The organism is Spirosoma utsteinense, assembly GCF_014282275.1.
In the GTDB taxonomy this organism is placed as follows: Bacteria; Bacteroidota; Bacteroidia; order Cytophagales; family Spirosomataceae; genus Spirosoma; species Spirosoma utsteinense.
This window is the reverse complement of sequence record NZ_VFIA01000003.1, coordinates 61,899-81,851: the sequence shown is the minus strand read 5'-3', so window position 1 is coordinate 81,851 and position 19,953 is coordinate 61,899. Positions and strand designations below refer to the sequence as shown.

Genomic DNA, 19,953 nt, shown 5'->3' with positions numbered 1-19,953 from the left:
TGTTATCTCTCCTTATCGATAACGTTTGACTAGTAAACTCCCGGCTACCATAGCGACGGTACTCACCATCAGGCCTATCATCATGGGCGGATAACTGGTGTTCAGCCACAGGCATAGTAGCCAGCTGACAAGGCCAAGGCTCATCGACCATAAGCAACCTGTTAGGTTGGCACGTTTCCAGTAAATACCAGCCGTAAGCGGCACAAACAGTGAGACAAGACTGAAAGCTGACGACTCGCCAACAAGCTCGAAGATGTTCGTGCTGCGCGCCGTGCTCATCCAGACCGAGCAGAGCGTAATAACGACGACGGCCCAGCGGATTGTTTTTAGCAAGTCCCTGTCACTGAGGTCAGGCACGAAAAACTTTACAACATTCTCGCCGAAAACAGCGGCTGGCGCCAGAATGGCCCCACTCGATACGCTGAGTATGGCCGACGTGACCGCCCCAAAGAACAGTACCTGTAAGGGTAGTCCCCCGTACTGCATGACCATATTAGGAATGATAAGTTGATTGTCTTTTCCCAGATTCGGGTGCAGGATACGGGCGCTCAACGCAATAAACAGTGGCAGCATTGCCACTGTCAGATACATACCGGATGCCAGATACGACGCCCGCACCGACGTATTTTCTGTTTTTGCCGCCATGACCCGCTGAAAAATATCCTGCTGGGGAATAGACCCAAGGCCAATAGTCATCCAGGCCCCAATGTACACGACCCAATCTTTAAACGTAGCCTGCGGTAGAAATCGGAAGAAACCCTTTGGTGTTTGCTGGTAGATGGGCTCCCACCCCCCAACTTCCTTCCAGAGCAACACGGCTAATACGATAAGGGCTACAATGATGATAAGATTATGGAAAAAGTCGGTGATTGAAATGGACCACATTCCACCCAGCAGGGTGTAGATCATAACTACCGTGGCGCTAAAAAGAATACAATACTCGCGGGAGACGCCTGTCACTACATTTAGAACAATGCCAATAGCGATAAACTGGGCTGCAATCCAACCAAAATAGGATGGAATAGTCATAACCGCTGACAGCAATTCGGCCGCCCGCCCGAACCGGATGCGGAAGTAATCGCAGAACGTAGTAATAGGTAGCCGATAAAGGGGGCGGGCGAAGAAAGCACCCACCAGAAACAGGCACAAAGCCGAACCGAAGGGTTCTTCGATTACAGCCGGGATACCGCCTTCCACGAACATGGCGGGTGCGCCCATAATCGTTTCGGAGCCGAACCAGGTTGCAAAAGTAACCGAAGCAGCCAGTACTAATGGCAAACGTCTGCCAGCCAGCACAAAATCCTGCGAGGTTGTCACGCGACGGGCTGCCCAGATGCCAACAGCGATATTCGACAACAGGTAAAGGCTAATGAAGAGGAGAAGCATATAATGGTTTCTACAGCAAGGCACCAGGTATACAATCGTTTTTTGTATACCTGGTGCCTTGCTGTACTGTAACTAAAAATAAGAGTTATTTGGGCTAGGGAAGTTTTTCCTGCAAGTATGCAAGCACGAATTGTAATGTTTGCTTTATTGTGCTCATATCCTGTTTGAGATCACTCACATCCTGTTTGAGCGTGCTCATATCCTGTTTGAGATCACTCACATCCTGTTTGAGCGTGCTTACGTCCTGCTTGAGATCACTTACGTCCTGCTTGAGGCCACTTACGTCCGTTTCCAGGCGGTCAAGTCGGGCATTCACCTGTTTGAAGCCTTCGTTTTGGTCCCGACGTATCGCCCGTACATCAATGGTGAGTTCGGCTACTGCACGGGCAGTCGTTTCATTCTGTTTTTCAACTTGCTCAATCCGTTCTTCGAGATACATATAAATCTGTTTTTCGGTGGGTATTCTTTCTTAAGCAAGCTTACCCATTTATACTTACAAGCGCAACGTAGCCGGTAAGTATTTCGCAATCAGTTCCTGGTAATACGGTTTGAGTTCGCTTACTACAGGCGGCTTCGGGCTTTTAGAATACAAATCATATGGGTTGAAGGCCCGTACCCACTTGAACATTTCATGGTCATGGTCGTCCATCAAGTGATTATAAGCCTCTTCGCGGTGCTGGGCATAGAATGAATGATAACGCATCATATACAAGGCTGGCTCGGGCATGTAGTCCTTCATCAACTGATACAGATACTCATCGTGGCCCCACGACATATGTACATTACGCAATCCACAGTTAGGCTCGTAAATACCGTACTTCGTGTTATAACGTCCGTCGTTGCTATCAGGGTTGTTTGCGAAGTATTCGGGATAAACGATCTTGTCTGAATGCTGGCAGCCGACCGGAAACGTATCACCCACAACGGCCCATTGCGGCTCGCCGAATAAACACAGCACCTTGCCCATGTCGTGCAGAAAACCCGTTAGCACGAACCAGTCCGGATGACCGTCGGCTCGGATGGCTTCCGCTGTCTGGAGCAGATGCTGTAACTGATCGAGATCGGTGTCAGGGTCCGAATCATCGACCAGTGTATTAAGAAACTCCATAGCCCCCCAAACAGGTAGCTCCTTCTTGTCGAATGCCAGAAACTCACGCTCTTTCTCCCGAACGAAGTCGTAGGTTTGGTACGTATGGTTAAGCCGATAAAACTCGCGGACCGTATCGCGGGCCGGGTCATCATAATTGCGGTAGTCTTCCTTAGCCTTGGTCTCCGTTTCGGGGTAGCGGACCAGCAAGTCATCTTCCCACTGGTCCAGGCTGGTCAGAGGGCTGATTTCGGCGTTATTGAAAGCAGTCATATCGTGTCGTACGTTTTCTATGGTAAACCTAGCTAAAAAATTAACGGTCAATGAATTAAAATTTCATTTGTCATGGAGTCATGCTGGCTATCATTATCCAGCCCGTTTACCAGAATACGGAGTAGAGTACCGCCAGCAAACCAAAAATGAGTACTGATCCAGCCACGAAAGAGCGGGATACCCGGAACATCTGTCGCTCAACGATCACCCCTTTGTCGGCGGCTGCCTGGGTCGGGTCGGTCAAAGACACAACGATCATCAGCGCTACATCGATACAGAAGACCCAGGTCGTTCGGTGCAGAAAAGGAATCGGGTCTGATTCGATAGTCACCAATGCTGTTACTTCAGGCCAGAACTTCAGCAGGATCGATAGCGGAATGGTTAGAATGGCGACTGTCATAGCCGCCCGGTTCGTTGCTCGTTTCCAGAAAAAACCCAGCAAAAAAATGGCAAATACACCGGGTGTAATGAAGTTGGTGTATTCCTGAATATACTGGTAGACCTGGTCGAGTGACCGCAGCATCGGGGCAATGGCCACCGCAATTACAAACGAGACAAGCACTGTCCACCGTCCTACATTGACCAGCTTCTGCTCAGAAGCCGTTTTGTTAATGTATTTTTTGTAGATGTCGAGGGTGAAGATGGTCGAAATGGAGTTACACTTACCCGCCAGCGATGCCACGACGGCGGCTGTGAGTGCGGCAAAAGCCAGTCCTTTCATACCAACGGGTAATAAGTTCATCAGCACTGGGTAAGCCTGGTCCGGCTTGACCACGCCCGAGGCATCGGTCATGGCGGCCCGGAATGGGCCACTCTGGTAGAGTACGTAGGCAGCAATGCCGGGAATAACCACAATAAGCGGGATCATCAGTTTCAGAAAGGCAGCAAACAGGATACCACTTCGGGCGGTCTTCAGATCGGCACCCAAGGTCCGTTGGACGATGTACTGGTTGCAGCCCCAGTAATACAGGTTATTGAGCCACATGCCGCCCAGTACCAGCGACATACCCGGCAGGGCGTCGTAGTGCGGGTGACCTTTGCTGAAATAGAGGTGAAAATGGTCGTCGGCCTGTTCACGAAGCGTTAGCAAACCATTCCAGACGCCCGCCGTTCCAGATTGCTCAGCTACCAGTTGCAGCGCCAGATACGTTACAACCAAACCACCAAAGATGAGGACCACCACCTGAATGACATCGGTATAGCCAATGACTTTCATACCACCGAGTGTAATGAAAATGGCAAAGACTGCTAACCCAATGGTGCATACCGTAAATGAAATACCTGCCAGCGATTCGATAGCTATAGCGCCCAGATACAGGATCGATGTCAGGTTTACCAGCACATACACTACCAGCCAGAAAACGGCCAGAATCGTGCTCACTGTATCGCTGTACCGCTGTGCCAGGAACTGAGGCATGGTATAGATACGGTTGCGAAGGTAAATAGGAATGAAAAAAACGGCTACCAGCACCAGCGTTGCCGCAGCGATCCACTCATAAGACGAGATAGCCAGTCCCATCGCAAAGCCTGAGCCAGCCATCCCAATAAAATGCTCTGCCGAAATATTTGAAGCGATCAGCGAGGCTCCAATGGCCCACCACGTCAGCGACCCTTCGGCCAGGAAAAACTCATTGGTATTTGTTTCTACCGCCCGTTTTCGTTGATAAACCCAGTAGCCATACCCAACTACAACAACCAGGTAAATTCCGAATACAACATAATCAGCAGTAGCAAGGTGGTTCATACGGAGCAGGTGGGTTTGGGTGTATTCATCTACAAAGCAAGATGGTGACCGGTTTTACCACAATGCCGTGAGGTACATGGTGCTGAGAACAGTAGCCACTACCAGGGTTTATTAATGTGTAACAAAAGCAGTAGCTACTACCAAGGTCTATAATGTAAAACAAAAACAGTAGCCACTACCAGGGTCTACGACCACTGGCAGGGCTTCGATGTCCTGCCAGTGGTCGTAGACCCTGGTAGTGGCTACTTATTATTTAGAGCGAAACCTGCGTTTTTCTACAGATTAGAGAAATCGAACGTATCCAGAAAGGCCGTCGTGAACTGACCAGACTTAAATTTTGGATCGTCCATAAGCCGGATATGAAACGGAATCGTGGTTTTAATGCCTTCGATTACAAATTCCTGCAACGCCCGCTTCATGCGTGTAATAACTTCTTCACGAGACTGGCCCGATACGATCAGCTTGGCGATCATGGAATCATAGTTAGGCGGGATGGTGTAGCCAGCATACACATGGCTGTCTATCCGGACCCCATGACCACCGGGCAGATGAAGTACGGTGATCTTGCCAGGCGATGGACGAAAGCCATTGGATGGGTCTTCGGCATTGATTCGGCACTCCATGGCGAAGAGCTTTGGGGTGTAATTTCGCCCCGATATCTCAGCGCCGGCCGCTACTTTAATTTGCTCTTTGATGAGGTCGAAGTCTGTTACCTCCTCCGTGATCGGGTGCTCGACTTGAATCCGGGTGTTCATTTCCATGAAATAAAACTTCCCGTGTTTATCCACCAGAAACTCTACCGTGCCCGCGCCTTCGTAGCCAATAGCCTGAGCCCCTTTGATAGCTGCTTCGCCCATTTCTTCCCGGAGTTCGGGGGATACGATCGGCGATGGGGTTTCTTCGATCAGTTTCTGATGTCGGCGCTGAATGGAGCAGTCGCGTTCCGACAAGTGGCAGACTTTACCAAACTGGTCGCCCACAATCTGGATTTCGATGTGGCGAGGCTCTTCCACAAATTTTTCCAGGTACAGGCCATCATTGCCAAAGGCCGCTCCGGCTTCGGTGCGGGCGTCGTTCCAGGCTTTTTCAAACTCGTCTTCGGCCCGAACGATACGCATACCGCGGCCACCACCACCAGCGGTTGCTTTCACGATAACAGGATAACCCATCTCGGCCGATAATCGCTTACCTTGCTCAACAGATTCCAGTAGTCCCTCGGAGCCGGGAATGACAGGTACACCAGCAGCCCTCATGGTTGCTTTGGCCGTTGCTTTGTCGCCCATACCGTTGATCTGTTCGGCTGTGGCTCCAATAAACTTGATGCCGTAATCGGCGCAGATTTGTGAGAACTCGGCGTTTTCCGATAAAAAGCCGTAACCAGGGTGAATGGCATCGGCTCCAGTTACTTCGGCCGCCGATATAATGCTGGGAATGCTCAGGTAGGATTGTCGGCTTGGGGGCGGGCCAATGCAAACAGCTTCGTCGGCGAAACGAACGTGCAGGCTATCGCGGTCGGCGGTCGAATAAACGGCTACCGTCCGAATGCCCATCTCGCGGCACGTCCGGATAATCCGCAAGGCAATTTCCCCCCGGTTAGCAATTAATATCTTTTTGAACATAATATTGTCGTAATAGTCAGCAAGTCGTAAGTCGGTAAGTTGACCAATGGCCGACGCGAAAGCAGCACTCCCGCGTCGGCCATTGGTCAACTTACCGACTTACGACTTATGGCTCTTCTTAAATGGGTTCTACCAAAAATAGCGGCTGGTCGTATTCTACCGGCGTTGCATTTTCGACGAGTATTTTTACGATACGACCGGAAACTTCCGATTCAATTTCGTTGAACAACTTCATTGCCTCGATAATGCAGACCACTTTACCTTCGCTGATACTGTCACCTACTTCCGCGAACAGGGGCGAATCGGGGCTGGCCGATCGGTAGAAGGTACCAATCATCGGCGACTTGATGGTGATATAATTCGACGTATCGGCGCTGGGCGGGGCTACTGGTGCAGCGGCTGGTTGCGGAGCCGGCACGTGTACGGGAGCTGGCGCGGCAAGAGCAGCCTGCGGGGCCGGAGCTAGTGTAGGCGTACCCGAACCGTATCGCTTAACGCTGATCTTCAGTTCGCTCGTTTCAATGTTTACTTCATCCAGTCCCGACTGAGATATGAAGTCAATGAGTTGTTGTATGTCTTTTGTGTCCATAATAAGAGTAGTTGTAAGCCGTAACAGTCGTACGAGTCGTAAGGTAGTGTTGCACCAGCCACAGAAGACGGCTACGACTACTACGACTTATTGACTACGACTCTCGTTATTTCACCCGTTCAACGTAATCCCGTGTGCGGGTATCGACCCGAATTTTCTGACCTGACTCAATAAAGAGAGGCACCATAATTTTGGCACCGGATTCTACTTCAACTCGTTTTTTAGGGCTGTTGGCAGTGTCGCCTTTAATGCCTGGTTCAGCATAGGTAACTTCCAGCTCAACGAAAGGCGGCAGCTCGCAGGAGAGGGGCGAATCACTTTCAGCGTTGATTAGAATCTCAACCTCCTGGCCTTCCTTCATCAGGTCGGCACCATCCACGAGTTTTTCGCTGAGGTTTATCTGATCGAATGATTCCTGATCCATGAAGTTAAACCCTGTTTCGTCCTTGTAGAGGTACTGGAATTTCCGGCGCTCAACCCGTACCGGGAAGATAGCTACACCTGAGTTGAATGTATTATCCAGCACTTTGCCCGATGTCAGGCTTTTCATCTTCGTACGAACGAAAGCCGCGCCTTTGCCCGGTTTCACGTGTTGGAACTCAGTGACCTGAAATAGATCGTTGTTGAAGTTGATGACTAATCCGTTACGGATGTCTGCGGTCGTTGCCATGTTGAAAAATATAGAATGTATGCGGTAAGCGCCAGTCTGTAAGTTGAACGATGTAGGCAGGTTGTCCTACAGCCTACACCATAAGTTATACATCCTGTTGCCTATACAAAGTTAATAGGCCCACTTTACGTAAGCGGCTCCCCAGGTAAAACCACCACCAAAAGCAGCCAGTACCAGGTTATCTCCTTTATTCAACTGCGATTCGTAGTCGAATAAGCAAAGTGGTATAGTTGCGGCTGTCGTATTGCCGTACTTATGAATGTTCATCATCACCTTATTGGTGTTTATGCCCATTCGATTCGCTGTGGCGTCGATAATGCGTTTATTAGCCTGGTGAGGAACCAGCCATGCAACATCATCACCGGCAAGGTGATTGCGTTCCATGATCTCAGCCGAAACATCAGCCATGTTCTTTACCGCGAATTTGAACACCGATGGACCATCCTGATAGACATAGTGCCAGCGTTTTTCTACTGTTTCATGGCTTGGCGGGTATCGGCTACCACCTGCTTTCTGAAAAAGATGCTGCTGCCCTGACCCATCGGAACGAATGATGGAATCAAGAACGCCATAGCCATCGTCGTTCGGTTCCAGCAGCACGGCTCCTGCGCCATCGCCGAACAAAACGCAGGTTGTCCGATCGGTATAGTCGGTAATGGCTGACATCTTATCGGCCCCGACAACAACTACCTTCCGGTACTTGCCACTTTCGATAAACTGGGTGCCTACCGTGAGCGCATATAAAAATCCGGAGCAGGCTGCCTGAATGTCAAACCCGCCAACATTACGGATACCAACCATATCGCTGATGAGGTTGGCAGTACACGGAAAGATATAATCGGGTGTGGTAGTGGCACAGATAAGCAGATCTACTTCTTCCGGCTTTGTATTCGTTTTTTCTAATAATCCGGCCACGGCTTTGGCCCCCATGTGGGAGGAACCCATACCTTCACCCTTCAGGATGTGGCGCTCCTTGATCCCGGTACGGGTCGTAATCCATTCATCATTGGTATCAACCATCCGCTCCAGTTCAGCATTGGTCAGTACATAGTCGGGAACGTAACCGTGGATTCCTGTTATGGCAGCTTTACTCATAGGTGGTCAGATCGGCGAAACGGTGGTGTACTCAGTAAACAGTAGTCGGTTTACAGCGATCAGCACCAAGAAGGGCTGCTCGTTCACTTATCGCCGATATCTGTCAGTTTAAGGCCTGTGCAATTTTGGTATACGCATTCGATTCGACCTGACGAACGGCCAGGCTAATCATATTTTTGATCGCCAGGGGCGATGAGATACCATGGGCAATAATAACATTACCATTTACGCCCAGGATTGGACTGCCTCCCACGGACTCATAATTGGTTTTGTCTAAAAAATCGTCATGAATACCCCGTTGTTCAGCCATCCTGTAAAATGACTCGCCCAGTTTAAACATGGTGTTGCCGGTAAAACCATCGGTTACGATTACATCGGCTTTACCCGCAAAAAAATCACCGCCTTCTATGTTTCCTACAAAGTTAATCCGCCGGTTGTCTTTTAAAAGCTGGTGGGCAGCCTGAGCAACCAGGGATCCTTTCTGTTCTTCCGAACCAATATTCATCAGGACAACGCGGGGTCGTTCGATCCCAAACGTATATTGTGCGTAGATGGAGCCAATTTCACCAAATTGAGCCATCATCTCGGGCTTACAGTCTGCGTTGGCACCAATATCGAGCATAACGGCATAACCACCCGTTATCTGTGGTACAAATCCCGCTATACAGGGACGCAATACACCTTCAATAGATTTGATACTGAACAGGGCACCTACGTGCATAGCACCCGTATTACCTGCGCTACAGAAGGCATTTACGTTTTTTTCTTTCAAAAGTTTAAACCCAACTCCAATGCTGGAATTGGGCTTCTGGGAGAGGGCTTTCGTGGGGTGTTCACTCATGCCGATAACGTCATCGGCATTGACAAGCTCAATATTAGCGACTGATTCGGCGCCATGGGCGTTGAGCAGTGCCTGTATCGTCGCTTGTTTACCAACCAGCACAATAGTTACCTGTTCCGGCACTTCGGCAGCTGCCATCAAAACGCCTTCTACAATCGCATCGGGGGCAAAATCGCCACCCATCGCGTCCACTGCAATTCTCATTGACTCTATTTGTTCATTACCTTCCGACTACACCGGACTGCAAAAAGTACGCGTAAAAATAGGAAGTAGCGGGCAATAAAAAAGTATTTCGCGTTCATCTTCGGGAAGACGTCAACGAAATACTCTATGTAACCGGACAGGAATTAAGCGGTTTTTGCGTAATTCTCAACGATCATTTGTCCCTTGTAGAACAGGTTGCCCTCGAAAACGTGAGCATGGTGGCGCTCATGAACTTCGCCGGTCTGCGCATCGGTCGAGAGGGTCACGGCCGTAGCCTTGTAGTGCGTTCTGCGCTTGTCGCGCCGGGTGCTGGAGTGGCGTCGTTTGGGGTGTGCCATTGTCTTTGCGTTATAAAATTATACAGTTTCCAGTTTGTCGAGTTGATGGGAGGTCGATTTGAAACACGGCCATCAACGCAAAAACGTCGTTTAATTATCACTTAATTTTCGCAGCGCGTCCCACCGTGGGTCGGTAGCGGGTTGATCCTTGTTTTCGCTCTCTTCATCAATGACGGGGCCGGACGTGTAAATCAGTTTCACGTTCGACTCATCTATATCGTCCTCCTGCTCTTCTTCATCCCGGAAACGGGGATGAAGCCGTTTCATGGGTAATGACAGGCTTATGAACTCAAAAATATAACGCGCTACGTTGACCGTTGCTGTGTTACGCTCAATGAGTTCAATCTCGTCGCTCAGTTCTTCATTGTGATCACCGAACTTAAGCAGCATCATCTGCCGGGTATCAACTGGCTCATCGTATTCGTCGAGACTACGGTCGCAAATCTGCTCGACAGAACCGACAATATGAAAATCCAGCCGGATCATCGTTTCGGATTTGTCAAGCACTACATGCGTCTGAACGTTGCCTGTTCGAATCAACTCCTGCTCCAGCGCGGCAAAAAACGTATTGTCCGACATGAAGTCGTACTCATAGCGTTTATTTTCCAGTCCGACAATGTTAATGTCGTATGCGCGTAGTGCATTCACGTATATCTCCTCCTCAAAAATAAGACCGCAAAGGTACAAAACGTTTGTCAATCAGGAAAGTGGTGTACGAAAAAGAGTTTTTGATCATTCGTCAAAAGCGATCAGCAGGGGGTGGGTCTAACATATGCCGGGGTTACTCGGTTTATCCTCTCAAACTCCGTCATTCACTTTACTACATCTTGTATATTATGCATAGCAAGCCTATACGGCTCTGGCTGTCCGGTGCGTTGCTGGCGGCATCTGTGTCGCTCGCTGCCGCTCAGGGAGGGCGGCAACCGTTCCAGCAACCCGATGAACGACAACCCGAAATTTACTTCCCGCAGGCTCCCCGCCCCGGCGAATGGCGTAAATCACTAGGATTGATTTTTACAACAACCCCTCCCGAGCTTACCGAGGAAGTACGGGTCAGCGTTCCGGCGGTTGATTTCAACCTGCAAAAAGGACTCTCTAAAAAGCTGTTTCTCACCGGGCGTCTGCAAACGCAGTTTGTGCAAAGTAACCTGGGGCTGGGTCTACGCTGGGCCACACCCCTGAGCGATCGACTGTTTTTGTCGGTTGGCGACGATATGACCGGTTGGTTTGGGGCGCTTCTGATCAAGGATGTTTTCAACAGCCAGGCCTATGGACTCCAGAATTTCCCCAACCTGTCGCTGGGTTACCGGCTCAATAGGGATTTACAGCTAACTGTTCGGGGAGAAGGCATTCTGGACATGTACTATCGATCTAAAGTAGGAACGCTGGCCGTTGTCGACAATAAGTGGCAGGTTAATGGATTCGCTGTCTCCTTCGTGCTGGAACAGCCGTTTTATGGCAACCAGCATGTGTCGCTGGGCTTTCGGGCTGCCTATTCCAACTTCAACTGGCAGTTCTGGTCGCTCTATGACACATTCGACCGCAATCTGTTCTATCCTCAGGTCATCTTTGGCTTTATCTTATGAGAGTAATACCTTACGTACTAATCAGTTTCCTGTTTCTGGTATTCCTGGGATGCCGGAAACAGTACGAAGCGCCCGTACCCTATGAATTTGCCAATGCACCAGGTGCCGGACGGTTTACCGCTCCTGTTCGACAGTCAATAGAAGGCGTCTACGGAGTGACGGATGGCGCTGCCCAATTTGGGGAGCAGGTAGCCTTAAAATGGTCGTATGTGCTGGATGGGGCGGACACAACCCATTTCCTGTCGATCTTTACGGGTGTCGATGTGTGCTTTTTTAACCTGGAGGTCGAACCCCAGGCCGATATACTGGCGCTGACAGGTTACTGGCGTAAATTGGTCAATACCGAAACGGGCCGTACCCGGCTTGCGGTACGGGTGAAGCGTAATGGACAGCTACAGCGCTACTCGGGTGGGTTGACTGCGGGAGATACACTTGTGCTGGACGGCGTTTACGGGAATAGAACGGCTGAACCAACCCAGAAGCTAACCTTCACCTACCGGCGTCCGCTTAATCAGAAGCCGTTCTCTATTCTGGCGCACCGGAGTGGTGGTCGAACGTCGGATTTGTTGTCGGTATCAGAAAATTCAATTGAAATCATCAGGCTGGCCTCACGACTGGGGGCCACCGGTATCGAAATTGACGTTCGGTATACCAAGGACGGCGTTCCCATTTTATACCACGACAACAGCCTCAACCTGCGGCTCATTCAGAAGAACGGGCTGGACGGGGCTATCGAAAAATACACGTATCAGCAGTTGCAAACATTCGTACGGCTGATCAATGGCGAACGTATCCCTACGCTGGAAGAAGCGCTCGAAACGATTCTCACGAATACGACGCTCAATTTTGTCTGGCTCGACACCAAATATATTGGACCGATGGACAAAGTCCAGGCACTTCAGCAGAAGTTCCGGCAGCGGGCTATTCTGGCCCGGCGTGACTTGCGGATCGTTATTGGCCTGCCAACGCAAGGCGCGGTAGATGCTTACAACGCCTTGCCGGACAAAGAGAACACCCCTATTCTGTGTGAGCTGGACACGGCCATTACCCGTAGTTTAAATGCCCGTATCTGGGCTCCTCGCTGGACACTGGGGCCCCAAACAGAAGAAGTACTCGCCATGAAATCAGAAAACAGGACGGTATTTGTCTGGACCCTCGACGAACCGAAGTTTATCGAGCAATTTATTACGGAGGGCCGTTTCGATGGTATCCTATCGAATTACTCGCCGGTTGTTGCCTACTATCATTACATCGGACAATAACGTAATCCATGAAGAACCTATTTATAGTCGTACTGACGGTCTTGCTGGCTGGCCTGAGCGAAACGGCTGGCGCTCAGTCGGATTCGTCAGAAACTAAACGAGGGCCTTATACCTTGGTTGTTAGCGTGGGTGGCGGTCTTTCGTATTATTCGACTCGCCTGGGTGTACCCTCGTCCCTGGAGCAGCCGACGGTAAGCCGGTTTGGTATTCCGGCTACGCTACGGGTTATGTGGCACCCCGACCATCGGCTGCGTCTGGGGTTGGAAACGGGCCTGGTTCCTATGTATTCGTATCAGGGAAATGCTCCTGCCAGCCGGGCACGCGTGCGGGTGTCGGCCATACCGATATTGCTGGTGTTCTCGATGCCGCTGGCCTGGTTGAGCGGTACCGAGCGTAGTCTGGCCCGGCGACTGGCCGTTTCTGGCGGAACGGGCGCGTACCTGATCCGGTCTCATTTAGAGTATGCCGGTGTTGTTAATTCCAGCCGACCGAGTGTGGGCTGGATGCTGGGTGGTTCATACACACAACCCATTGGCCGAAAATTTCGGGTGGCCACCGAGTTAAAGTGGTTCAATGCCAGCGCGACCGAAGATGCGGCCTTTGTGCTACAACTTCAGTTGGTTTGGCGGGCCTTTTCGTGGTAAACAGCGTTACGGTACTACCGGTGATCTGGTGTAATGCAATAAGGTTAATATGACAGACGATAAAGAAAAAGCTGACATTCTTTTTTTGAGTGATACGCAGGCTCCCATGTTCGTGGAGCGGCTGGTGCTACGAACACATCAGAATACAAAAGCGACGACAACAATTTTTGCCCAAATTCTGCGCGTTCGCCCCCCCGTTCTCTACTGGTTGGGTGATATTGTCTCGCTTGGTTTCCGGGATAATAAGTGGCCCATCATTGACCGCTTCCTGGAAAAGTGCCGCCAGGCAGGAACGTCGGTTTACGCCATTATGGGTAATCACGACGTTATGGGTCGCCCCAGAAAGGGAGCCCGTAATTTCCAGCAGCGCTTTCCTGAGCACGTCCATACGGGTTATGTTCAGAAAACGGACGACATCGCGGTGGTCATGCTGAACTCTAATTTCAGCACGCTCTCCGTAGCCGACCTGGTGAAACAGCAGACCTGGTACGAACAAACACTGGCCGATCTGGACGCTGATCCGGCTGTTCGGGTCGTTATCGTGACCTGCCACCACGCGCCCTATTCAAACAGTAAGCTGGTAGGATCGTCGAAACTGGTACAGCAGCGGTTTGTACCCAATTACCTGAAATCGCAGAAGGGACGGTTGTTCATCACCGGTCACTCGCATGCGTTCGAACGGTACGAATTTGAGGGCAAAACGTTTCTGGTCATTGGTGGGGGGGGCGGACTACGGCAGCCACTCAACACCTCGCTCAGCCGGCTCCCTGACCTGGCAACTGAGTACAAGCCCATGTTCCATTACCTGGCTGTCAGGCGCGAAGGCGATGGATTGGTGTTAACGTCCTACTGTCTGAAAGCGGACTTTTCGGGCTTCGATATCGGCTACACGTTCACGGTTTAAAGCTGGTATCTAATCCTCCGTTATCGTCCCTACGCCGAGTTCAGTAAATAGCGTTTGCCAGTACTGGGTCACGGCGGGGTTGTTTTCTTTTACCGATGCGTTTGGCTCGAAGGGCAGGATCATGGTGATATCGGGCGAGCCGAGGGTATAGCGTTTGAGCTTCCCGGCATCGGCCTTAGCCCATTCGTCTGCCTGCGCTGCGCCTTTGGGCGGGCGTACCTGAAAGTCCCGCCGGTCGGCACCTTTTACGCTCTCGACCATGTCGCTCAGGTAATATACTTTGACCGTCGCCCCTGTTTCGTTGGCCTTCTCAATGACGGGCAGGCTGGCCCAGATGTCGGTTTCCTGATTCGACGAGCCTGTATTCTGGGCAACCAGCTGTTGTAAAACACGCTGCCGGATGACGGCTTTCTCCCGGCTCAGTAACAGGCTGAACTCTGTTTCGGCGGCCTCGCGGTCGGTGGGGCTGGCTGCCACCATATCCTCCATCTCAGTGCGGGCCGTTACGTTCAGCGCGCGGGCTTTGGCGGTGTTCTCGTGAATAAAGTAAACGGCTAGTCTGTCTCCCTTCTGCCGGATATTTTCTTCGATGATATCGGCCAGGGCTTGCTGGTACTTTTGCCGAACGAACGATTTGTCGGCGTTTACGCTACGGGTTTTGTCCAGAAAAATCAGCGTGTAGGTCGGCTCGTTGGTGGCGGTCTTGGGTTTGTCGCCGTCGGAGGAGCAGGCGAAAGCCGTCAGCAAGAAGTAAAAAGCGAGGATGCGTTTCATACGTATGTAAAACCACAAGGGGTAAGCGAACCAGCCCGGCTTATCGACCGATAAGCAACTCCCGACGTAACGTACTGTCGGCTGGGGCATTATGGTTCCAGTAGTCAGATTGTATTGTCTTTTTAAGAACGGCCCGGGAGGTCAGAAGGTTGTCTTTGCTCTTGTAGGTTTCTTCCCAGCCCACGATTTTATGCGGAAATGCCGACTCGAAAACGATCATCACTGTCCGGTCGTCGGTGGGGTACTGGACGGTATACGATTGGAGCAGCTTACCCGGAAACAGTACCCCTTCGTAGTTGGCTAGTTTGGCATTGGCTGGTAGCGGCTCAAGCCGTTTGTGGCGCAGCCGGGCCGTTATGGTGCCCGGAATCAGCTGGATTTGGCCAACGGGTAGTTTGTCCGGGGCGAGCCGGATACGGTTCCAGAGTTCATCTTCGAGCATCGTCTTCGCTACCTCGTACTCTTCGGCTACTTCGTTCTCGAAATAAGATTTGCTGTCGATATGGTAGGTATTAGTGGCGTAGTTGAGCTGTAGGTAACTATGGCCGCACCACTCCTGCGCTGAGGTGCTGACCTTGAGCGTGTTTGGGAATGACGGGTTGGAAACGGGTGTAAACACCGAGGTGAACAGCGAGTAATCATAAACACCCGTCGCGAACTTCTTCGATAGATTGGTTTTCAGCACTGGTATGGATTTGTCGTGGCTTTCGGGCGTTTCCGATTTCACCTGCTTATCTGTCCGGAAGTCTTCAGTCACAAAGATCAGTACTGCTTCGCCGGGATTGAGTACCCCGTATTGGGCCTGTTGGAGCGTATAGCTGTTCAGTTCTGCTTTGCCGGCAAACCAGTAAGCTGCAAAGTTGGCCGAAGGGGGCGTAGCAGGAGCTGTTGTCGTTGCCGGATTCTGAAAAATTGTAGCCTTCATCGCAAACGCGAAAACCACAGCAAGGGCCAGGACAATAAGTAAAAAGTTTTTTTGAATGAACATAAAGGCTTCAGAAGTCGACACGGCAAAAGTCCGGCACTTTCGGCTATCTTACAACTCTTTACAAAAACGATTTGTCAGATTACTATGTCCGCCGTCGCCCGCCTGCTCCTTCTTGCACACTGTTTATTGTTTACTACCTATTCGCTGACTGCCCAGGTCACTAAAGCGCCCAGCCGCAAAGCGGGCGAAGGGGACGGGCCCTACAACCGGCTCATCATCCGCGGAGTTACGCTCATCAACAGCACAGGCGCACCCCCGTATGGACCCGTCGATATCGTTGTTGAAAAGAACAGAATCGTAGCCATCCGGCAGGTTGGTTATCCCGGCGTAGCCATCGACCCTAAAAGTCGGCCGGTGGCCAACGCGGGCGATAAAGAACTGAACTGCGACGGGATGTATCTGATGCCGGGCTTCGTTGACATGCACGGCCATATTGGTGGGCAGGCGCAGGGGGCCAATGCCGAGTACGTGTTCAAACTCTGGCTCGGTCATGGTATCACCACCATCCGTGATCCGAGTTGTGGCAATGGCCTCGACTGGGTGCTCGAACACCGCGCCAAAAGTATCAAAAACGAGATCGTTGCCCCCCGTATACTGGCTTATACCGTGTTTGGACAAGGATCGAAAGAGCCCATCTCGACGCCCGAGCAGGCCCGCGCCTGGGTACAGCAAAACGCAAAACGGGGAGCCGATGGGATCAAGTTCTTCGGGGCCGAACCCACCATATTCCGGGCGGCTCTGGAAGAAAATAAAAAGCTTGGCCTGCGGTCGGCCTGCCACCACGCGCAGCTGGAAGTGGCCCGCATGAATGCGCTGGCCACCGCCAAAGCCGGCCTGACGTCGCTGGAACACTGGTACGGACTGCCCGAAGCCCTTTTCGACGACAAGACGGTTCAGGACTACCCCGCCGACTACAATTACAATAACGAACAGAACCGGTTCGAGCAGGCGGGTAACCTCTGGCAACAGGCTGCCAAACCCGGCACCGATCGCTGGAACAAGGTGATGGATGAACTGATTGCGCTCGATTTCACCCTCGACCCGACGTTCAATATTTATGAAGCCAACCGCGAGCTGATGCTGGCCCGTCGTTCTGAGTGGCACGATGATTATACATTACCGAGCTTATGGCGTTTTTATGGTCCTAGTCGCATTTCGCACGGGTCCTACTGGCATAACTGGGGAACGGAGCAGGAGGTAGCCTGGAAAAAGAATTACCAGCTCTGGATGGCGTTCATTAACGAGTACAAAAACAGGGGTGGGCGCGTAACGGCCGGTTCCGACTCGGGCTTTATCTATCAGCTCTACGGATTCGCCTACATCCGCGAACTCGAACTGTTGCGCGAAGCTGGATTCCACCCACTCGAAGTAATTCGGGCCGCTACGCTCAAAGGAGCCGAAGCCCTGGGTATGGCCGACCAGATCGGTTCGGTTGAAGTGGGTAAACTGGCCGACTTTGTTATTACGAAGGAAAATCCGCTGGCCAACCTGAAAACTCTCTACGGAACAGGAGCCATTCACTTGAACGACAGGAACGAAGTCGAACGCGTTGGGGGTGTTACCTACACCGTAAAAGATGGGGTGGTCTACGACGCTAAAAAACTCCTGGCCGACGTTCGGACGATGGTTGCCGAGGCCAAGCAGACAGAGAACTTCGAGATTACGCAACCGGGGGTTCCGGCTAAAGCGGGAAAAATATCTGGCGGAGGAAAGAACTGAGAAAGCCCAGTGCCAACGTGTACTCGCAGGGCGTATGTTCCTGTAAATCGCTGCCTTACAGATAGCTGTTTAAATAGAGCATAGGGCCGGTGCCAGGCGTAGTAAGCCAGGCTTCCTAGGCCTTTCAATCAATCGTCAATTACTTGTGCAACCCTTTTTCCGTCTAAAGAGTCTTTATGAATTGTATGGTACTAACTAATTGTACTAGAACATATCCACATGAAGACGTTAATAGCTAGTTGGGAACAGGAGGTTAAACAAAGCCGCATAGTGGCGCTGCCGGAAGATGATGCGTACCTGCAAGAGGTAGGCGTAAAGGTCTGGGACGTATTGCGTCATCTGGCCAATGGTTTAGGGGAGCAGTCACTCCGGCAGACTTACCCCTCCCTGACGCAGGGGGATGTGCGGGCTTGTGAGCTATTCGGGTATCTACGGGCAGTCAGGAGGTTATAGCAGGAGTTGTTGCAAGACACGAAAAAACACGAAGAAGCCCGGCTGATACCTCCTATCCAGCCGGGCTTCTTTATTTACTGCTTGTTGCTGTCGACGGCCAGGCGCTGGTCGCGGTTGGCGATTTCCCAGGCGGTATAGAAGACAAGCCGGGCCGACTTTTCGGCTAGTTTGAAATCTATTTTTTCAACGTCGTCCGTTGGCTTGTGATAATCATCGTGCAGCCCGTTGAAGTAGAAAATAATGGGGATCTGGTGCTTGGCGAAGTTGTAATGATCGGAGCGGTAGTAGATGCGCTGGGCATCTTTCGGATCATTGTACTTGTAATCCAGCTCCATGTTGATGTTCTTCTTGTTCGTTTCCTCGCTGATCTTGTGCAAATCCGACGAGAGTTTATCGGAGCCAATCACATAAATGTAATTCTCTGATTTTCCCTGATGCAGATCATCGACCCGGCCAACCATGTCGATGTTCAGGTCGGCAACTGTTTTGTCGAGTGGAATCACCGGGCTCATATCGGCGTAATATTCGGAGCCGAGCAGGCCTTTTTCTTCGCCTGATACCGTCAGGAACAGAATAGACCGACGTGGCCCTTTCCCAGTTGCTTTTGCTTTGGTAAATGCCTGTGCAATCTCCAGCACCGATACCGTACCGGAACCGTCGTCATTAGCACCGTTGTTAATCTGGCCATCGGCGCTGATACCGATATGGTCGTAATGAGACGATACGATCAGCACTTCATCTTTTTTGTCGGTCCCTTCGATAAAACCAAGTACGTTCGACGATTCTGTTTTCTCATCGATCCGGTCGGCTTTGACGGCTACGCTGCCAGCCAGGGCCGTAGTCCCCGGTTTCTCTGATTGCGACACCTGCTTCATCGCCTGGTTGAGGGTAGCCACAGGCGTGTGCAGCAACGTAGCCGCCATGTCGGTCGAGATCAGAAAGACACCGACGGAGCTTACGTTTTCTGTACCTGCTTTCAGGCTCATCCGGTTGAAACGGCCCATCATAGCACTACGCTGGGTAAGTAGCTGCTTGAACGCTTCGGCCGATTCGGCCGAGACAATGAACAACTGAGCGGCTCCTTTTTCCTTAGCCAGCAGGCTCTTGGCCCGCCAGCCATTCGGCCCACCCCATTTCGATGGTTCCGTTGTGCCGCCTACCCGTGTTTTGCCATCGGCCGTTTTGGGCTCATCGTCCAGAATCACAACCGCTTTCCCTTTCACATCGCGTCCGGCGTAGTCGTCATAAGCTGCGTCGCCGATGCCGTATCCTGCGAATATGGTTTCATAAGTTGTTTCGGTGGGCAGATACAGCAAACCGTTGGGGATAAAATCTTTCTGGAGTTCGAAGCGTTTTTCGCCGGCCTTAACGTAAAAATCACCCCAGGCTTTTTTGTAGAGCGTGTAGGGCTGTTGGTAGCCCAGCTTACCATCGGTAGTCTTGACAAGCGGTTTCAGGCCTTCGGCGGCAAACTGGCTGGCGATGTATTCAGCCGCTTTCCGCTGACCACGAGTTCCGGTTTCGCGGCCTTCCATATCGTCGGCAGCCAGCACGCGCAGGTGCTTTTCGAGATCGGCAGCCGTAATGGTATTGGCAAAATTTTCCTGCGCGCTACTGGCAAAAGGCAGGGCCATTAACCCGGCGGCCAGGATTAGTTGTTGAAATGTCATGAAATGTATTTGTTTGGGAATCTAATCAAACCACAATATACGGTAGTGAAAATAATAAATAAAGCAACGAGGATGCATCATCGGTATCTCTCTTTAGCTGTCTCAAC

The 19,953-nt window shown here is 51.3% G+C and carries 20 protein-coding genes; 6 read left to right on the top strand and 14 right to left on the bottom strand.

All coding sequences use genetic code 11. From position 1 onward, the window contains the following. Positions 1 to 12 precede the first annotated feature (12 nt). The 11 genes from FH603_RS02810 to FH603_RS02760 all read right to left on the bottom strand — a co-directional run bounded on the left by FH603_RS02810 (position 13) and on the right by FH603_RS02760 (position 10,494). Positions 13 to 1,386 (bottom strand): high affinity choline transporter 1, encoded by a 1,374-nt coding sequence (locus FH603_RS02810; RefSeq protein WP_186735869.1) that lies wholly within the window; start codon positions 1,384 to 1,386, stop codon positions 13 to 15. Between the two features lie 94 nt (positions 1,387 to 1,480). Then, positions 1,481 to 1,825: a cell division protein ZapB gene (zapB, locus tag FH603_RS02805; protein WP_186735867.1), complete on the bottom strand. Its 345-nt coding sequence runs from the start codon at positions 1,823 to 1,825 to the stop codon at positions 1,481 to 1,483. 54 nt (positions 1,826 to 1,879) lie between these two features. After that, complete coding sequence (locus FH603_RS02800) at positions 1,880 to 2,746, bottom strand: inositol oxygenase family protein (protein WP_186735865.1); 867 nt, start codon at positions 2,744 to 2,746, stop codon at positions 1,880 to 1,882. Positions 2,747 to 2,852: 106 nt separating this feature from the next. Next, positions 2,853 to 4,490: a sodium/sugar symporter gene (locus FH603_RS02795; protein WP_186735863.1), complete on the bottom strand. Its 1,638-nt coding sequence runs from the start codon at positions 4,488 to 4,490 to the stop codon at positions 2,853 to 2,855. A 275-nt stretch (positions 4,491 to 4,765) separates the two neighbouring features. Continuing rightward, positions 4,766 to 6,109 (bottom strand): acetyl-CoA carboxylase biotin carboxylase subunit, encoded by a 1,344-nt coding sequence (gene accC / locus FH603_RS02790; protein WP_186735861.1) that lies wholly within the window; start codon positions 6,107 to 6,109, stop codon positions 4,766 to 4,768. Between the two features lie 118 nt (positions 6,110 to 6,227). Continuing rightward, positions 6,228 to 6,698, bottom strand: a complete 471-nt coding sequence (gene accB / locus FH603_RS02785; RefSeq protein WP_186735859.1) for an acetyl-CoA carboxylase biotin carboxyl carrier protein — start codon at positions 6,696 to 6,698, stop codon at positions 6,228 to 6,230. A gap of 106 nt (positions 6,699 to 6,804) precedes the next feature. After that, positions 6,805 to 7,368, bottom strand: a complete 564-nt coding sequence (gene efp, locus FH603_RS02780; RefSeq protein ID WP_186735857.1) for an elongation factor P — start codon at positions 7,366 to 7,368, stop codon at positions 6,805 to 6,807. Between the two features lie 111 nt (positions 7,369 to 7,479). Then, a complete protein-coding gene (locus tag FH603_RS02775) occupies positions 7,480 to 8,463 on the bottom strand; it encodes a beta-ketoacyl-ACP synthase III (RefSeq protein WP_186735855.1) in 984 nt (327 codons plus the stop codon). Positions 8,464 to 8,566: 103 nt separating this feature from the next. After that, entirely contained in the window at positions 8,567 to 9,508 is a 942-nt protein-coding gene (gene plsX / locus FH603_RS02770; RefSeq protein ID WP_186735853.1) for a phosphate acyltransferase PlsX, read from the bottom strand. Between the two features lie 143 nt (positions 9,509 to 9,651). Next, a complete protein-coding gene (gene rpmF, locus FH603_RS02765; RefSeq protein ID WP_080237764.1) occupies positions 9,652 to 9,846 on the bottom strand; it encodes a 50S ribosomal protein L32 in 195 nt (64 codons plus the stop codon). 90 nt (positions 9,847 to 9,936) lie between these two features. After that, the gene (locus tag FH603_RS02760) at positions 9,937 to 10,494 is read right to left on the bottom strand and encodes a YceD family protein (RefSeq protein ID WP_186736099.1); all 558 of its coding nucleotides are present in this window, start codon (positions 10,492 to 10,494) and stop codon (positions 9,937 to 9,939) included. Between the two features lie 188 nt (positions 10,495 to 10,682). On the opposite strand from FH603_RS02760, the gene FH603_RS02755 reads away from it, so the two are divergent. From FH603_RS02755 to FH603_RS02740, 4 genes are read left to right on the top strand one after another with little or no spacing between them, the layout of a single operon-like run. Next, positions 10,683 to 11,432 (top strand): hypothetical protein, encoded by a 750-nt coding sequence (locus FH603_RS02755; protein WP_235985229.1) that lies wholly within the window; start codon positions 10,683 to 10,685, stop codon positions 11,430 to 11,432. Further along, positions 11,429 to 12,694 (top strand): glycerophosphodiester phosphodiesterase, encoded by a 1,266-nt coding sequence (locus tag FH603_RS02750; protein ID WP_186735851.1) that lies wholly within the window; start codon positions 11,429 to 11,431, stop codon positions 12,692 to 12,694. The genes FH603_RS02755 and FH603_RS02750 overlap by 4 nt, the downstream gene beginning before the upstream one ends. Positions 12,695 to 12,702: 8 nt before the next feature. Next, positions 12,703 to 13,338: a hypothetical protein gene (locus FH603_RS02745; RefSeq protein ID WP_186735849.1), complete on the top strand. Its 636-nt coding sequence runs from the start codon at positions 12,703 to 12,705 to the stop codon at positions 13,336 to 13,338. A gap of 49 nt (positions 13,339 to 13,387) precedes the next feature. Beyond that, on the top strand, positions 13,388 to 14,242 hold the full coding sequence (locus FH603_RS02740; RefSeq protein ID WP_186735847.1) for a metallophosphoesterase family protein: 855 nt from the start codon (positions 13,388 to 13,390) through the stop codon (positions 14,240 to 14,242). 9 nt (positions 14,243 to 14,251) lie between these two features. Here the strand turns inward: FH603_RS02740 and FH603_RS02735 are convergent, their stop codons facing one another. Together FH603_RS02735 and FH603_RS02730 are read right to left on the bottom strand one after the other, a co-directional pair. Next, on the bottom strand, positions 14,252 to 15,016 hold the full coding sequence (locus FH603_RS02735) for a hypothetical protein (protein WP_186735845.1): 765 nt from the start codon (positions 15,014 to 15,016) through the stop codon (positions 14,252 to 14,254). Positions 15,017 to 15,056: 40 nt separating this feature from the next. Next, positions 15,057 to 16,004 carry a hypothetical protein gene (locus tag FH603_RS02730; RefSeq protein WP_186735843.1) on the bottom strand — a complete coding sequence of 316 codons (948 nt, stop codon included), beginning with the start codon at positions 16,002 to 16,004 and terminating at the stop codon, positions 15,057 to 15,059. Positions 16,005 to 16,088: 84 nt separating this feature from the next. Between FH603_RS02730 and FH603_RS02725 the strand changes: the two genes are divergently transcribed. Further along, positions 16,089 to 17,723, top strand: a complete 1,635-nt coding sequence (locus FH603_RS02725) for an amidohydrolase family protein (protein WP_186735841.1) — start codon at positions 16,089 to 16,091, stop codon at positions 17,721 to 17,723. Positions 17,724 to 17,942: 219 nt separating this feature from the next. Then, on the top strand, positions 17,943 to 18,176 hold the full coding sequence (locus FH603_RS02720) for a DUF433 domain-containing protein (protein ID WP_186735833.1): 234 nt from the start codon (positions 17,943 to 17,945) through the stop codon (positions 18,174 to 18,176). A 74-nt stretch (positions 18,177 to 18,250) separates the two neighbouring features. On the opposite strand, the gene FH603_RS02715 is transcribed toward FH603_RS02720, so the two are convergent. Continuing rightward, positions 18,251 to 19,846 (bottom strand): M28 family peptidase, encoded by a 1,596-nt coding sequence (locus tag FH603_RS02715; protein ID WP_186735831.1) that lies wholly within the window; start codon positions 19,844 to 19,846, stop codon positions 18,251 to 18,253. Positions 19,847 to 19,953 lie beyond the last annotated feature (107 nt).

What these genes read in the sequence shown, in the direction of transcription:
- FH603_RS02810 (WP_186735869.1), bottom strand. Translation starts at nt 1,386, where the DNA reads ATGCTTCTCCTCTTCATTAGCCTTTACCTGTTGTCGAATATCGCTGTT.
- zapB (WP_186735867.1), bottom strand. Translation starts at nt 1,825, where the DNA reads ATGTATCTCGAAGAACGGATTGAGCAAGTTGAAAAACAGAATGAAACG.
- FH603_RS02800 (WP_186735865.1), bottom strand. Translation starts at nt 2,746, where the DNA reads ATGACTGCTTTCAATAACGCCGAAATCAGCCCTCTGACCAGCCTGGAC.
- FH603_RS02795 (WP_186735863.1), bottom strand. Translation starts at nt 4,490, where the DNA reads ATGAACCACCTTGCTACTGCTGATTATGTTGTATTCGGAATTTACCTG.
- accC (WP_186735861.1), bottom strand. Translation starts at nt 6,109, where the DNA reads ATGTTCAAAAAGATATTAATTGCTAACCGGGGGGAAATTGCCTTGCGG.
- accB (WP_186735859.1), bottom strand. Translation starts at nt 6,698, where the DNA reads ATGGACACAAAAGACATACAACAACTCATTGACTTCATATCTCAGTCG.
- efp (WP_186735857.1), bottom strand. Translation starts at nt 7,368, where the DNA reads ATGGCAACGACCGCAGACATCCGTAACGGATTAGTCATCAACTTCAAC.
- FH603_RS02775 (WP_186735855.1), bottom strand. Translation starts at nt 8,463, where the DNA reads ATGAGTAAAGCTGCCATAACAGGAATCCACGGTTACGTTCCCGACTAT.
- plsX (WP_186735853.1), bottom strand. Translation starts at nt 9,508, where the DNA reads ATGAGAATTGCAGTGGACGCGATGGGTGGCGATTTTGCCCCCGATGCG.
- rpmF (WP_080237764.1), bottom strand. Translation starts at nt 9,846, where the DNA reads ATGGCACACCCCAAACGACGCCACTCCAGCACCCGGCGCGACAAGCGC.
- FH603_RS02755 (WP_235985229.1), top strand. Translation starts at nt 10,683, where the DNA reads ATGCATAGCAAGCCTATACGGCTCTGGCTGTCCGGTGCGTTGCTGGCG.
- FH603_RS02750 (WP_186735851.1), top strand. Translation starts at nt 11,429, where the DNA reads ATGAGAGTAATACCTTACGTACTAATCAGTTTCCTGTTTCTGGTATTC.
- FH603_RS02745 (WP_186735849.1), top strand. Translation starts at nt 12,703, where the DNA reads ATGAAGAACCTATTTATAGTCGTACTGACGGTCTTGCTGGCTGGCCTG.
- FH603_RS02740 (WP_186735847.1), top strand. Translation starts at nt 13,388, where the DNA reads ATGACAGACGATAAAGAAAAAGCTGACATTCTTTTTTTGAGTGATACG.
- FH603_RS02735 (WP_186735845.1), bottom strand. Translation starts at nt 15,016, where the DNA reads ATGAAACGCATCCTCGCTTTTTACTTCTTGCTGACGGCTTTCGCCTGC.
- FH603_RS02730 (WP_186735843.1), bottom strand. Translation starts at nt 16,004, where the DNA reads ATGTTCATTCAAAAAAACTTTTTACTTATTGTCCTGGCCCTTGCTGTG.
- FH603_RS02725 (WP_186735841.1), top strand. Translation starts at nt 16,089, where the DNA reads ATGTCCGCCGTCGCCCGCCTGCTCCTTCTTGCACACTGTTTATTGTTT.
- FH603_RS02720 (WP_186735833.1), top strand. Translation starts at nt 17,943, where the DNA reads ATGAAGACGTTAATAGCTAGTTGGGAACAGGAGGTTAAACAAAGCCGC.
- FH603_RS02715 (WP_186735831.1), bottom strand. Translation starts at nt 19,846, where the DNA reads ATGACATTTCAACAACTAATCCTGGCCGCCGGGTTAATGGCCCTGCCT.